The following is a 13,890-nucleotide window of genomic DNA, read 5'->3' on the forward strand; positions in this document are numbered from 1 at the left end:
GAAATAATGGGCTTTTCTCAGGATGGCTGGGGGCACGACATGCTCCGCGCCGCTGGCATGACGCTCGCGGTAGCATTCTGCGGCTTCGCCGCCGGCACAGTGTTTGGTATGATTGCCGCCGCTGCGTCTTTTTCCTCTCAGCGTATTCTCAGGATAGCGGCTGATGGGTATTCGACCGTGCTCCGCGGGATACCGGACCTACTGATTATTTACCTGTTCTATTTTGGCAGCAGCGCTTTGTTAAGCCAGCTTGGTACATTCTTTGGCGGACAAGGTTTCGTCAGTGCACCCGTTTTCGTCACCGGCGCACTGGCCATCGGCGTGGTATCCGGCGCTTATCAGGCCGAAGTGTATCGCGGCGCAGTGCTTGCACTCCCCAAAGGCGAAATCGAAGCTGCCAAAGCCTATGGCATGCCGCCGCGTCTGCTGTTTCGCCGCATCATGGTGCCGCAGGCGGCGCGCTTCGCCATTCCGGGCATCGGCAATGTTTGGCAGCTTGTCCTGAAGGAATCCGCACTGATCTCGGTGGTCGGACTGGTTGAACTGATGCGTCAGGCGCAAATCGGCGCTGGATCAACCCGCAAGCCATTTACCTTCTTCCTGACTGCCGGGCTGCTTTATCTCGTGATCACCTTCGCATCGGGCTTGCTGTTCAGGAACGCCGAAAAACGTGCGATGCGCGGCATCCGGAGGGCGGTATGAGCTTTCTCGACCTGCCATTCATGTTCGACAGTTTCGTCCAGCTCTGTCGCGGTATCCCGCTGACGCTGCAACTCATGGCGTTTTCGGTCGTCAGCGGTGCCGTGCTGGCCACCCTGCTGGCTACGATGCGCCTGTCGGGCAATCTGATCCTGGACCTTATTGCGCGCGGTTATATCTTCGTACTGCGTGGCACCCCACTGTTGGTCCAGCTCTACATCATCTATTACGGTCTCAGCCAGTTTCCCGAATTGCGCAGGAGCTTTCTCTGGCCGTTTCTACGCGAACCCTATTGGTGCGCGGTGCTAGCTCTGGCGCTCAATACAGCCGCCTACAGCGCCGAAATCATCCGTGGTGGCGTTCTGTCGGTCGCGACAGGGCAGATCGAAGCGGCGCGCGCTTATGGCATGAGCGGCTTCACACTCATCCGTCGCATTCTTGCACCGCAGGCTCTGCGGCAGATGCTACCCGCCTATTCGAATGAAGTTATCTTGATGGTGAAGTCCACGGCGCTGGCATCAACCATCACAATGATGGAAGTGACAGGGCTGGCGGCCAAGCTGATATCTGCCACCTATCGGCCGGTCGAAGTCTTCATCTGCGCCGGCGCGCTCTATCTCCTCTTGAATTTCGTGGTCACCAGAATCTTCAAACTGTTGGAATACCGCCTTTCCGCGGCCCATCGACAGCCTGGCATCGTGCATGCCGGAGGAAACGCATAATGCAACATTTCGAAACGCCTGCGGTCGAAATCAAAAGCCTCGAAAAATGCTATGGCGCGTACAAGGTTCTGCATTCCGTGTCCTTGCAGGCCCATCAGGGTGAAGTCATCTCCATTCTGGGAGCATCAGGATCTGGCAAGTCCACACTGCTGCGCTGCATCAATATGCTGGAAGTGCCGGATGCGGGCAGCGTGGCTATTCATGGAGAGACGTATAAGCTCGATCAGCAGCCAGGACGAGCGCCTCGTCCCACTGACACACAACAGGTTCAACGGCTGCGTGGTCAGGCGACGATGGTGTTCCAGTCGTTCAATCTGTGGTCGCACCTGACCATCCTCGACAATCTGATCGAAGCGCCTGTGCATGTGCAGAAGCGAAATCGGTCGGAGTGCGTTGCAGAAGCTGAAGCACTGCTGGAGCGGGTCGGCATAGCTGATAAGCGCAATTTCTATCCTGCGCAACTTTCCGGCGGCCAACAGCAACGCGCAGCAATTGCCCGCGCGCTGGCGATGCGTCCGAAGATCATGCTGTTCGACGAGCCGACCTCCGCACTCGACCCCGAACTGGTGGCCGAGGTGTTAAAGGTCATGCGCGATCTGGCGGCAGAGGGGCGCACCATGCTGGTTGTAACCCACGAGATGGGCTTCGCCCGCGATGTTTCCAGCCGTGTCGTGTTTCTACGCCAGGGTGTGATTGAAGAAGAAGGTACGCCCGACGAGGTTTTTTCCAACCCCAAAAGCGAGCGGTTCCGGCAATTCATTTCCAAACAAAACATATGAAACTGATCAATCAGTTCTTTAACAGAGGTGAACATATGAAACTGAAACTCGTCCTTTCCGTCCTCGGCGTTCTCGCCGTTGCCCCGACAGCGCATGCCGAAGATGTCGTGCGCATCGCGACTGAAGGTGCTTATGCGCCGTGGAATTTTTCTGGCCCCAACGGCGTGCTGGAAGGCTTCGAGATCGATCTCGCCAAAGACCTTTGCGAGCGCCTGAAAGTGAAATGCGAAATCACCGCGCAGAACTGGGACGGCATCATTCCGTCGCTGACCGCCGGCAAGTACGACGCTATCATGGCGGGCATGAGCATCACGCCGAAGCGTGAGGAGGTGATCGCGTTTTCGTCGCCTTATGCGGCAGCCATCAATTCCTTTGCAGTTATGGGTGATAGCGACCTCGCCGATCTGCCGGAAGGCGGCAAGCCGCTGAATGTCGATTCTGAGGCGGCCAAGCCTGTGCTCGAAGAAATCGCCAAGAAAATCAATGGCAAGACCGTCGGCGTCCAAGGTTCCACAACCGCTTCCGCCTTTATGGAGCAATATTTCAAGGATGGCACAAATGTCCGTGAGTATAAAACCGCAGAGGAACACAATTTCGACCTGACCAGCGGTCGTGTGGATGCGGTTGTCGCCAATGCCACAGTTCTTGCTGCGGCTCTCGAAAAGGACGACTTGAAGGGTGCCAAGCTAGCCGGCCCGCTTTTTTCCGGTAAGGTCTTCGGCATGATCGGCGTCGGCTTGCGCAAGGACGATACCGCCCTGAAAGGTCGCTTCGATACAGCCGTTCAGGCAGCGATCGCTGACGGCAAGGTGAAAAAGCTTTCCGAAAAGTGGTTCAAAGTGGATGTGAGCCCACAAAACTGAGCCGACGCAATCGGGCCTGACCGCCGTCAGGCCCTTCCCTGACGACACTGTGACAGCAGATTGAATTTACGAATGCGCAGATTGCCGGATCAGAACATAGTCATTATCGGAGCGGGACTGGTTGGCGCTACCATCGCCTGGGGCCTCGCCCGATCCGGTCTGCAACCAATGCTTCTCGACGGAGAAGACCTGTCCCTGCGCGCATCCCGTGCCAACTTCGCGCTCATCTGGGTACAGGGCAAAGGCGTAGGCGCACCACACTATGCCCGTTGGACCATGCAATCTGCACGCCTGTGGCCTACATTTGCAGAGGAGTTGCGAGATGTCACCGGTCTTGATGTAGCGCTCAAACAGACCGGCGCTTTCACTTTTTGCCTCACCGAGCGTGAGCTTGAAATGTGTGCCGAAGACGTTGCGACAGTCGCGCGCGAACTTGGCAATGACGCCCCGGAACACGTCGTGCTCGACCATCGGGAAACGGCCAGAATGCTGCCCGCCATCGGGGGGGATGTCATCGGCTCGATCTATTCGCCGATGGACGGTGATGTAAATTCGTTGCGTCTGTTTCGCGCCTTGCATATCGGCATGATCAAACTCGGCGCTGGCTATGAACCGCATTGTGAAGTCGCTTCCATTACGCCGCAGGGTGGCGGCTTTCTTTTAAGCGGCGCATGGGGCGAGGTCTTTACCGAGCGCGTCATTCTGGCAGCGGGCAACGGCAATGCAGAGCTCGCCGGGAGTGTCGGTCTTAAAGCGCCGGTCTTGCGCAGCAAAGGCCAAATTCTTGTAACGGAGAAATGCGCGCCTTTCTTCCCCTACACGGCGGCCACGCTGCGCCAAGCCGATGAAGGCGGTGTGATGATCGGCGACAGTCAGGAAACTCACACGGATCGGATCGCCACCAATCAGGATATCAGCGCGGTTCTGGCCAACAGGGCAGTGCGGACATTCCCGCATCTTTCCAAGGTCAATGTCATTCGCAGTTGGGCGGGCTTTCGGGTCAAGACACCGGACGGCCTGCCCATTTACGAACAATCCGAAAGCCACCCCGGCGCTTACGCCGTCATGTGCCATTCCGGCGTCACGCTTGCAGCCAATCACGCGCTGATCGTGGCGCAGGAAATAGCAACCGATGTCAAACAGCTTGCTGGTGATGTGTTCTCCGGCCGGAGGTTTCATGTCTGCTAAAATGTTCCTGAAAACTGAGACGCCAGAGGAAACCGTGACGATCACATTCGATGCGCGCACCTTAACGGTGCCTTCTCATGTAACTGTCGCCGCAGCGTTGCTTGGAGAGGGCATCATCCGGCTCAGAAACAGCGTTGTTGGTGATCAGCCGCGCGCGCCCTATTGCCTGATGGGTATCTGCTTTGAATGTCTGGTCACCATTGATGGTGTTCAGAACCGTCAGGCATGCATGACGCCTGTGGCCAATGGAATGATCATTTCTTCCCAGACCGGTGCGCGCCAGGTGGAACCATGATGCCAATGCTCAAGAGAATTTCCACTCTTCATGCGCTCGACGCTTTTTACGACCTCGCCATTGTCGGTGCGGGACCGGCCGGCATGTCGGCAGCCACAGAGGCAAGCGCCGCTGGCGCTAACGTGGTTGTGTTCGACGAAAACCCTGCAGCCGGCGGACAGATTTACCGTGGCATTGAACACAATACCACGGACCGAAGGCCGTTTCTCGGGACTGACTACTGGAGAGGCAAAGATCTCCTGAACGCATTCATCACCAGCGGTGTCAGCTATGTGCCGCAGGCCCTCGTCTGGAGTGTGGAACCACAGGAGGGCGACAGCTCCAACAGTATCGATCTGCGGGTATCGGTCGGTGGCAAGAGTGGGATTGTTAAAGCGCGCCGCGTCATCTTCGCGACCGGTGCCATGGAGCGCCCGATGCCTTTGAGGGGCTGGACCTTGCCGGGTGTTATGAGCGTTGGCGCAGCGCAGATAGCATTGAAGGCTTCCGGCCTCCTGCCCACCGGAAGTGTGGTTTTAGCGGGAACAGGCCCGCTGCTCTACATGTTCGCCGCGCAACTTTTGCAGGCTGGTGCCAAGGTGTCAGCATTGCTCGATACCACGCCCCGAGCAAACTATATCAAGGCCAGCTGGCGGCTGATCTCGTTCCTCTTCTCGCCCTATGCCTTAAAGGGTCTTTCACTTCTTCTGAAGGTGCGCAAGTCGGTGCCGGTCTATTCGGGCGTGACCGATATTGGTGTTGAAGGAAAAAATGAAGCAGAGGCGATCTGCTTTTTCGCGAAAGGCAAGACACACAGGCTTACTGTCGATAGCGTCTTCCTGCATCAGGGTGTGATCCCCAACAACAATCTCGCCAATGCTTCGGGCTGTGCCCTGGTTTGGAACGACGGCCAGAAATGCTTTCAACCGCAACTCGCCAGCAACGGGCGTTCGTCTGTTGCGACCATCTACATTGCGGGTGACGGCAGTGGCATCGGCGGTGCATTGGTTGCTGAGCAGAGCGGGCGGATTGCGGCGCTTGCGGCCTGTCAGGATATCTTTCCGGAACTCGCAACGTCGTTGGCGTCAAAAATCGCAAAGCTGCAGGGGCAAGCGCGATGCGTCGCACGCGGTCGATCCTTTATTGATGCGCTTTATCTGCCTTCACAGGCATTTCGCGCACCGGCGGACAGAGACACGATTGTCTGCCGTTGCGAAGAAGTGACCGCAGGCGCAATTCGCGATGCTGCAGCCTGCAAGATCGCCGGCCCCAACCAGCTTAAAACCATGTTCCGCTGCGGCATGGGACCCTGTCAGGGTCGCATGTGCAGTTCCACCGTCACCGACATTCTGGCCGAGGTGCAAAACCGTGCTCCTCAAACAGTCGGCTTCTATCGTCTGCGTGCTCCAGTAAAACCGGTGCCGCTCGGCGAAATCGCAGCACTCCCCCAAACCCCCGATGCTGTTTTCGCCGTGAATGGCGAGCAGCCGGAAAATTCCCCAACCATCTGAAAGGATTAAACTATGGCTGAGCGTTTCATTCAGACGCCGATCATGCATCGCGTCGTTGAACACAACGGCATTGTCTATGTCGGAGGAACCACCTGTGATGATGAAAGCCTTGATATGGCCGGCCAGACCCGTGAGATCCTCACCAAGCTCGACAGTTATCTGGCACAGGCAGGCACGGACAAGAACAAGCTTCTGGCAGCCACCATCTTCGTAACAGACCTCAATAGGAAGCCTGAAATGGATAAGGTCTGGAAGCAGTGGATTGATCCTTCGCTGCTGCCAACCCGTGCAACGGTTGGCGTTGCTGATTTGGGTGGGGATACGCTGATCGAAATCGTGGTTTCCGCTTACAAATAACCGGCTTTGAAAACGACGTTGAGTTCTTGAAAGCAACAGCCGCCGACTGTCATGGAGCTGGCGGCTGTTCTCCAACCAAGTGCTATATCCTCAAGAGACCGTTGTTATCAGCCGGCTTTCATACGTTCACTGTCAGAATTTATGTGCACGTTCCTAAGAGCCGAACCGAAAATTAAGTTGAGCGATTTCAGTAGTTTATGATTCTCTTTGGTTTACCAAGACTACGGAGGATCACATGGCCTGGACTGAAGCCGCCCGGCGAGACTATGCCAGACGTGGCTTGCGCTATGCAAGCGATTGTACCGACGATGAGTGGGCAGTTGTTGCGCCGCTTTTGCAGCCGATGGGTAAAGTCGGCCGTCCGCGCGAGCATGATCCACGCATATTGTGGAACGCAATCCAATACATCGCGACAATCGGCTGCCAATGGGCGCAATTACCGAAGGAATTCCCGCCGTTTACGACGGTGCAGTACCATTTCTACCGGATGCGCGACAACGGCTTGCTTGATCTTATCAATGAAATGCTGGTTGCGGTGACACGGCTGGCGGAAGGCCGCAAGGCGGAGCCGACAGCCGCTATTATCGATAGCCAGTCGGTCAAGACGACGGAATCTGGCAGTCCACGAGGCTATGATGCTGGCAAAAAGATCAAAGGGCGCAAGCGCCATATCGTGACCGATATGACGGGCAATATGCTGGAAGGCATCGTGCATGCTGCCGACGTTCAGGACCGGGACGGTGCACTCGATCTGATCAATCGCACCTGTGACAACTATCCGGCTGTGAAGAAACTCTTTGCCGATGGCGGATATGCTGGCGAAAAGCTAACAACTGCTGTGGCACATATCGAAGCGCTGGCAATTGAAATCGTCAAGCGCTCCGATCAGGTCAGGGGCTTTGTAGTTTTGCCCAAACGGTGGATCGTCGAGCGAACCTTCGCCTGGCTCAATCGCTGCCGCCGTCTGGCAAAAGACTGGGAGGCCTCAGTTGCATCCGCAGAGGCATGGATGTTCATCTCGTCAATCAGGCGAATGACACGGCGTATCGCAAGGCTCGAATTTTGAGTCGGGCACTAAGAGAATATCGAAATATTCCCGCATCAAACCGCTCCCTTCAAATCCTCTGATCTTGATTATGATTTCTAAATAACTCTCATCATCAACCTTCATCAAATATATAGATCATCGTCATTGATTTCACCGTAACAAAGCTTCTCCTCACTGTTTCCAGTGCTTGCAAATCCCGCATCCTCAAAAGCGACACCTGAGGTTTCCGAGGGACATTTGAACATCCAGACCCTTTTAAAGGTAAGGGACATGGCAATCACCGTCATAGTCCACCAGGTTATGGGACCAAACAACCCTTGGTTCGTTGCAACTTCTATTTGCGTTCGAGGATACGCGCCTTTGCGGCCATTCTCATGTTTGCTGCAACCACGACTTTGACGAGCGTTTAAATGCCCCATGCATGCCTATGCCGGGGCCTCAGGTCGGTCATCGAAAATGCAGACTGCGGTCGCAGGCAGGCACCGCTTGCCTGAGGCAGCGTCTGAGCTTTTGATCCCAACCAGGAAAACTGGATCACAACGCCGCCTGATCGTAAGTGCGTCGGTGCGCCTTAATGACATCCAGATTGTCGCGGATCCAGAAGTTGGATCCTTCCAGGGCGTGCAAGGCTCCGCGGCCGATATCCGTCAACTCATACTCAACACGTGGTGGTATTTGAGGGAAATAGTGGCGTGTAATGATACGGTTACGTTCGAGATTGCGCAGCGTGAGTGTCAGCATGCGCTGGGTGATATCATTGATCTCTTCCCAGACGTCAATGATGGCGTGACCCCCGGTCATGCCTCATTCTCGCTTCTTGCTACGATCCGCGCGCATGACGGGCCGACCAACTCCCAAACTCGTTCAATGATCGATTCCAGCGAAACAGCGTCTAGTTCGAGCGATGCGGCGTAAGCACGCCATTGCCGCTGCTTCCCTTCGTCGCCAAACATCTCGACCGACAGGCCTGGTGGGCGTTCCTTTGGGATCGGCGTCCGGCAGCGTTCAAACGTCGCGCGGATGGCCGCATCCAGATCGTCAGCGGGAATGTCGATCGCGCGCGATATCGCCCACAGGTCGTAATAGTCTTTCATACGCCCGTTGAGAACACCAAGCGCCAGCATCGCCTGGAATTTCTCGGCGATCACCGTTGCAGGCGGATAGGAACGAACCTGCGGAACGGGAAAATCTAGCAGGGTTTGGATAGTCGAGCCGCTGCGTCGCATCGGCCATAGCGTCTCCGAAGCCGATATCGATTGTGATGGGGATGCGGGTCCTTTCGAGATCGGCTGCAGTCTTGAGACGAAAGCCGCCATATTCCATTTCTTCCCGAATGACTGTTGCAGCGAGCGCATCGATGTCGAAGGCGAGTCCGTCGCCGCTCTCAATCGCCATGATCTCCCGGAAGTCGGCGATCAGGCGTGCAGGGTCTGCGTCCCCCTGTCCAAGAAAGTCCGCATCCCGCGTCACCCGATTATCGTCGGCCACCAACATGCCGCCTTTCAGGACAAAGCAGTCCCGATGCGCTGAGATTGACAGGCGATACAGCAGCCGTTCGAGCGCGAACCGCACCAGCAAGACGTCGAAGGCCCGACTTTCTTTGCGGGCGATATTGAGCAGCCGATCCTTGATCGACTTCGCCGTGTTCGCTGGTGCTTTAGCCACTGAAGGTGAGCGCCTCAAGATAGGGTTGCATGACCTTCCAGGCGCCACCGGCCTTCGCGGCCTGGGCGATTGCGGTTGGAGTTGCCTTGCGTTGCTGGAGAGCAGCACGCAGGCCTTCGACAGCAACCGATCGGTCCACCAGTTTGGGGTTTCTGAAAAGGTCAGCAAGTGTTTTCGGGATCGAATAGACCTGAACGTCTATGCCGGCGATTACTTGATGTTCGATGCCCTGTCGCAGATAGGGGTCCGTGAAGCGGACCATACGCAGCGGGGGATAGGACTGCACGGGTGCCCAATCGCTCGTCCCGATCGCTATCCAGACGCGCCGCGGCATCTGGTCGGTCAGTCCGTGGAAGGTGAGCGCCGACACCAGAGCGATCACTCCTTTGGGCGCACGCATGATGGCTTCAGCAAGGATCTGGTTCTCTTGGACTTCCGCGTCACGCTTCTGATAAACGCCGCGCGAGATACGCTCGATTTCACCGCACTCGACGGCGCGCGCAATCGTTTGTGCGCTGATGCCAGCCTCGCGCAGTTCATGCGCATGCACCATGCTGCGCGCAGCGAGGAGGCTTCTGAGCTTTGCTTTTTGCGAGTCTTGCGCCGAGAGCATGTTACAAATCCTCTAATGGTTCGCAATCTTATCAGAGGTTTTGTCACACATCATACCGGCATTCGCGGATAATAACGGCCATTCTCCAGCGAACTCAGATTATCTGCCGGAATGTCTTTCCGATTCATTCGCCGCCAGCAGCGAAAGTCGAGAATTGCCTCGGCCCGGCATGAATGAAACGCAACTGGCCCGCCGACGTTCGGTTTTCGCGGAGTGTGACGCTGACGACGAAAACGCCGTCAGAGGGCAGCCCGTTAGGGTCCACAATGTCCCCCGATCCCGCTTTCCTCTGTTTGGGTCTTCTGCCTTCTCAGCTTTGTCTCGAATGAGCGGCCCCGACCGAAGGGACACCCTCACGCATCTTCAACCTTCCAGACGCTTTCTCACGGCATCGCTATAGTCCCATGATGCGTCGCGCGGACCTCACCGGAGGGTGTTCATCCGCCAAACGCTGAGGCGAGCTTTGTATCAAGCTCCGCCCTCTCCTTAGCTGCCTGTAAAATTCCCCACGTCCGAAACCTCCCTCTGCCCGACATCTCCCTGAGGCCGAGATCCAAAACAAACCGCTACGCCGCCTGAAGCGCCACCTGCAGCGTGTTGGCCACCATGCCGGCCGGCACCAACGGCTTCGCCATGACGAGTTCTTTAGCTCCGGCAGTTTTGAAGAAGTTCGTCTCCCCGCTAATTTACGCTCGAAGAGCGTACCGCACCTATTCGCAAATTGATTTGGATGAGCGTCGCAGAATAGCACGCTGGCGCACTGCAAAGCTTTCCGCTGACGTTATTGCTGAGAAGCTTGGAAGGCATCGCTCGACGATTTTTCGTGAACTGGAACGCAATCAGTTTAACGATGATGAGATTAAGGATTTAAATGGCTATTACTTTACGATTGCTGACGAGAAATGCCGCGAGCGGCGTTCGAAGCAACGCAAGCTCATCCGGTATGATGAGCTATGGAAGTCCGTGATCGATCACCTTAGTGATGGCTGGTCGCCGGAACAGATCTGCGGGCGACTGATTAGCCATGGTCTGAGCGCAATACGTCTGTGTGCAGAAACAATCTATCGTTTCATCTATTCAAAGGAAGAATACGCGCTGAAGCTGTATGAACACCTCGCTGAGATGCGAACAAAACGCTGCCCGCGCGGTACCAGACGATCAGGCGGTTCCCGCATTCCAGAAGCATTTCGTATTCATCAACGTCCTGATTTTATTGGCAATCGTCTGCAATTCGGTAACTGGGGAGGTGATTTGATTATCTTTGAACGTGACCTTGGGGAAGCCAATGTCATGACGCTTGTTGAACGCAATAGCCGTTATTGCGTCATCATTAAAAACAGCAGTCGGCACTCAAAGCCTATCATGAACAAAATCATTCAGACCTTCGGCGCAGTGCCTTATCACGCACGCCGCAGTTTTACCTTTGATCGTGGTTCCGAGTTTATGGCTTATCAGGCTTTGGAAGATGGAATGGGGGCAAGAAGCTGGTTTTGTGATCCCAATTCACCCTAGCAAAAAGGCGCTATTGAGAACATCAACAAGCGCATCCGACGGTATTTACCCAGCAACACGGATCTGACGCAGGTCAGCCAGGCGCAGTTGACTGCCTTCGCCCATAATCTCAATGCAACGCCGCGCAAGTGTCTTGGATTTAAGACACCAGCCGAGGTCTTTGCTACACTTTTGCAGGAAGCAGCATAATCAGATAGCTTTACCACGGGCATGATGCAGTTGGGATAGCTTTTCCAGATTTTACTGCGCAGCTTATTGATGTCGGCAAGCAGTGTCCGCTCAGCTGAGGTGAAAATCAAGCTGTCCATGCAGAGTGTGCCGACATAATGGTAGCTGACCTGTCGTTCATGAAGCTGGCCGAGATAGTGTCGCAGCCTTTTCACCGCCTTGTAATTATAGGCACGGCCATCAGCGACAGCGAAATCAAACCGATCTCTGACGGCGCGTTCGGTACTTATGGCTGCGATGCGTCATAGGGCGGACAGCTCTCGCTTTGCACCTGATGATTTTGGAATTTGTGTTTTGTGAGGCAGATTTAGCGTGGATGATCGTAGCGTTTTGGCGTACTGGATCGTAGTTTTGGCCTACTGTAGGATAGCGTAGCGTCAGATTTGGTTGCTCGGGCTCGCAACCATCTTTCTTTGCGAACACCACAGCTATCCTATGCTCTACTGAAATCTCTTCCTACCAGCCATCACGGCGGACTATTTCAGGTCTGGGAAGCGGCATACCCCAACCGTTGCTGATGTGCATGAATTTTTAATGAAAATACTTGCACAATCCGCGCCATGCCCTATTTTGAGGGTAGGTATGAAAAACATGACCAAATTGGACGAACTGAAACAACATCTTGTCCCGGGCAAGGTTTATCGCAGAGCAGACCTGACGCGATGGACCACCTCGGTGGATCGGGACCTTCGGAAGTTGCTGGATGCCGGTGAGCTGAGAAAGCTCTCCGGCGGCGTCTACATGCGCCCGAAAACCACCAGCTTTGGGCACGCGCCAGCCAGTGACCGCGACCTCGTGGAAGCGTTTCTGAAGGACAAGCGGTTTCTGCTGCTGACGCCAAATACCTATAATGCCCTCGGCGTCGGTGCCACACAGCTTTATAACGAAGCCGTTGTGTATAACAAGAAGCGCCATGGCCGCTTCAAGCTTGGAAGTCGGGTTTATGATTTCCGGATGAAGCCCGAGTTTCCAGCAATCGCAACCAAAGAGTTCTTGGTGGTCGACTTGGTCAACAATCTCAAACGGCTTGCCGAGGACGAAACCCAGGTGCTGGAACGCGTGAGGAGGACAGCGAAACAGCTCGATCACCATGCCCTGCGACAGGCCGCCGAAGGCTATGGCGGCGTGCGGGCGAAGAAGTTCTTCAGAGACGTCCTCGCTGACTTGGAAGCTGCAGATGGGTGATTATCTGCACCGGCACCCGGAGTTCGCAGACTTGCTCCGCATCGTCGGCGAAGAGATGGGTATTCTGCCTGCCCTGGTGGAAAAGGACTACTGGATCATGCATTGCCTCTTCGGCCTGAAGCTGGCGGGGTATTCCTTCGAGCTGAAAGGCGGCACATCGCTTTCCAAGGGCTTCGGAATTATCGACCGCTTCTCCGAAGACATCGATCTTCGGATAAATCCGCCCGAGGGAATGGCTGTCGCCGTCGGCCGCAATCAGGACAAGCCGAAACAAATTGAAAGCCGGCAGAATTTCTATGACAGGCTGGCGGAAGAAATCTCGATCGACGGAATAATAAGTGTCGAGCGGGATCATGTCTTCGATGACGAGAAGTTTCGAAGCGGCGGCATCCGCCTGCATTATCCCACGGCAACCTCAGATGAAACGGACCTGAACGAAGGCGTCCTCCTGGAGCTCGGATTCGACGATGTCACACCGAACCGGCCGGTCGACATCAGTTCATGGGCCTACGAATTTGCCTTCGACAAGGTGGACATTGCCGACAATCGCGCGCTTGGCATCGTTTGTTACCATCCCGGCTACACGCTGGTGGAAAAACTTCAGACGATCTCCACGAAATTCCGCAAGCAGCGCGAAACAGGAGAGTTTCCCGCGAACTTCCTGCGTCACTACTACGATGTCTATGCGCTTCTCGGAAATACCGAGGTTCTCGAGTTTTTGGGCAGCGACAGCTACTTCGCTCACAAGAAAAAGCGGTTCCGGTCTGAGGAGCGGGATCTGACGGTCAATCCGGCCTTCAACGTCACCGACGAAGCCGTCTCCGCTGAATATCAGGCAGCCTATCGCAGCACGAGGTCCCTCTATTATCGAGAGCGCCCCACCTTCGAGAAAATCATTGAGCGCATAAGAGAATTCGCGACAAAGCTTTAAATAAGCACCATTGCTCTTGATGGGATTCGAACCACGGATTCGACCATAGAGCGCCCTAATCTGTTGATAATGTGTAACTTAGGATCAACGGTAATATTCTTAGGGGAATTTACTCACTTCCTTCTCCGCGGTTCACGCTCTCTTCGCGTAGAAAACTCGCTTTGGAAACGTTTCTCTGCGAGAACTCAAGCGTATACTCGCTCATGCCCGAAGAATTCATAAAATAGATAAAATCAATTTGATTTGCTTTAGGTTTGGGATTTGGTTGCGGGGGCAGGATTTGAACCTGCGGCCTTCAGGTTATGAGCCTGACGA

At 55.2% G+C, this 13,890-nt stretch carries 15 protein-coding genes and 2 pseudogenes; 12 read left to right on the forward strand and 5 right to left on the reverse strand.

Going from position 1 to position 13,890, the window contains the following annotated elements; all coding sequences use genetic code 11:
• The first annotated feature begins 6 nt into the window (after positions 1-6).
• From RT142_RS23750 to RT142_RS23790, 9 genes are all read left to right on the forward strand, one after another.
• Complete coding sequence (locus tag RT142_RS23750) at positions 7-702, forward strand: ABC transporter permease (RefSeq protein WP_064322622.1); 696 nt, start codon at positions 7-9, stop codon at positions 700-702.
• Positions 699-1,421, forward strand: coding sequence for an ABC transporter permease (locus RT142_RS23755; protein ID WP_007880464.1), 723 nt, complete (start codon positions 699-701; stop codon positions 1,419-1,421). The genes RT142_RS23750 and RT142_RS23755 overlap by 4 nt, the downstream gene beginning before the upstream one ends.
• Positions 1,421-2,200, forward strand: a complete 780-nt coding sequence (locus RT142_RS23760; RefSeq protein ID WP_313032012.1) for an ABC transporter ATP-binding protein — start codon at positions 1,421-1,423, stop codon at positions 2,198-2,200. The genes RT142_RS23755 and RT142_RS23760 overlap by 1 nt, the downstream gene beginning before the upstream one ends.
• 35 nt (positions 2,201-2,235) lie before the next feature.
• Positions 2,236-3,063, forward strand: coding sequence for a lysine/arginine/ornithine ABC transporter substrate-binding protein (locus RT142_RS23765; protein ID WP_313032014.1), 828 nt, complete (start codon positions 2,236-2,238; stop codon positions 3,061-3,063).
• 72 nt (positions 3,064-3,135) lie between these two features.
• Positions 3,136-4,251 carry an NAD(P)/FAD-dependent oxidoreductase gene (locus RT142_RS23770; RefSeq protein ID WP_064322623.1) on the forward strand — a complete coding sequence of 372 codons (1,116 nt, stop codon included), beginning with the start codon at positions 3,136-3,138 and terminating at the stop codon, positions 4,249-4,251.
• A gap of 1 nt (position 4,252) precedes the next feature.
• Positions 4,253-4,546 (forward strand): (2Fe-2S)-binding protein, encoded by a 294-nt coding sequence (locus tag RT142_RS23775; protein ID WP_039861051.1) that lies wholly within the window; start codon positions 4,253-4,255, stop codon positions 4,544-4,546.
• Positions 4,547-4,551: 5 nt separating this feature from the next.
• On the forward strand, positions 4,552-6,036 hold the full coding sequence (locus RT142_RS23780; RefSeq protein WP_313032018.1) for an FAD/NAD(P)-binding oxidoreductase: 1,485 nt from the start codon (positions 4,552-4,554) through the stop codon (positions 6,034-6,036).
• Between the two features lie 12 nt (positions 6,037-6,048).
• Positions 6,049-6,393, forward strand: coding sequence for a RidA family protein (locus RT142_RS23785; RefSeq protein WP_094543992.1), 345 nt, complete (start codon positions 6,049-6,051; stop codon positions 6,391-6,393).
• A gap of 235 nt (positions 6,394-6,628) precedes the next feature.
• Positions 6,629-7,459, forward strand: coding sequence for an IS5 family transposase (locus tag RT142_RS23790; RefSeq protein ID WP_094543991.1), 831 nt, complete (start codon positions 6,629-6,631; stop codon positions 7,457-7,459).
• A gap of 516 nt (positions 7,460-7,975) precedes the next feature.
• Here the strand turns inward: RT142_RS23790 and RT142_RS23795 are convergent.
• The 5 genes and pseudogenes from RT142_RS23795 to RT142_RS23815 all read right to left on the reverse strand — a co-directional run.
• Positions 7,976-8,242 carry a winged helix-turn-helix transcriptional regulator gene (locus RT142_RS23795; protein ID WP_007880498.1) on the reverse strand — a complete coding sequence of 89 codons (267 nt, stop codon included), beginning with the start codon at positions 8,240-8,242 and terminating at the stop codon, positions 7,976-7,978.
• The gene (locus RT142_RS24450; protein ID WP_328589886.1) at positions 8,239-8,589 is read right to left on the reverse strand and encodes a nucleotidyl transferase AbiEii/AbiGii toxin family protein; all 351 of its coding nucleotides are present in this window, start codon (positions 8,587-8,589) and stop codon (positions 8,239-8,241) included. The genes RT142_RS23795 and RT142_RS24450 overlap by 4 nt, the downstream gene beginning before the upstream one ends.
• Positions 8,480-9,106 (reverse strand): nucleotidyl transferase AbiEii/AbiGii toxin family protein, encoded by a 627-nt coding sequence (locus RT142_RS24455; protein ID WP_328588262.1) that lies wholly within the window; start codon positions 9,104-9,106, stop codon positions 8,480-8,482. The genes RT142_RS24450 and RT142_RS24455 overlap by 110 nt, the downstream gene beginning before the upstream one ends.
• The gene (locus RT142_RS23810; RefSeq protein ID WP_094543989.1) at positions 9,099-9,719 is read right to left on the reverse strand and encodes an AbiEi antitoxin N-terminal domain-containing protein; all 621 of its coding nucleotides are present in this window, start codon (positions 9,717-9,719) and stop codon (positions 9,099-9,101) included. Before RT142_RS23810 ends, RT142_RS24455 begins: the two co-directional genes overlap by 8 nt.
• 497 nt (positions 9,720-10,216) lie before the next feature.
• Positions 10,217-10,422 (reverse strand): annotated as a pseudogene (locus tag RT142_RS23815) (helix-turn-helix domain-containing protein); the annotation flags it as partial.
• On the opposite strand from RT142_RS23815, the pseudogene RT142_RS23820 reads away from it, so the two are divergent.
• The 3 genes and pseudogenes from RT142_RS23820 to RT142_RS23830 all read left to right on the forward strand — a co-directional run bounded on the left by RT142_RS23820 (position 10,404) and on the right by RT142_RS23830 (position 13,575).
• Positions 10,404-11,420, forward strand: a pseudogene (locus RT142_RS23820) (IS30 family transposase). The pseudogenes RT142_RS23815 and RT142_RS23820 overlap by 19 nt on opposite strands.
• A gap of 621 nt (positions 11,421-12,041) precedes the next feature.
• Complete coding sequence (locus RT142_RS23825) at positions 12,042-12,644, forward strand: hypothetical protein (protein WP_007880509.1); 603 nt, start codon at positions 12,042-12,044, stop codon at positions 12,642-12,644.
• Positions 12,637-13,575: a nucleotidyl transferase AbiEii/AbiGii toxin family protein gene (locus tag RT142_RS23830; protein ID WP_313032029.1), complete on the forward strand. Its 939-nt coding sequence runs from the start codon at positions 12,637-12,639 to the stop codon at positions 13,573-13,575. The genes RT142_RS23825 and RT142_RS23830 overlap by 8 nt, the downstream gene beginning before the upstream one ends.
• Positions 13,576-13,890: the final 315 nt, after the last annotated feature.

This window comes from Brucella sp. (assembly GCF_032066345.1).
Lineage (GTDB): Bacteria > Pseudomonadota > Alphaproteobacteria > Rhizobiales > Rhizobiaceae > Brucella > Brucella pseudogrignonensis.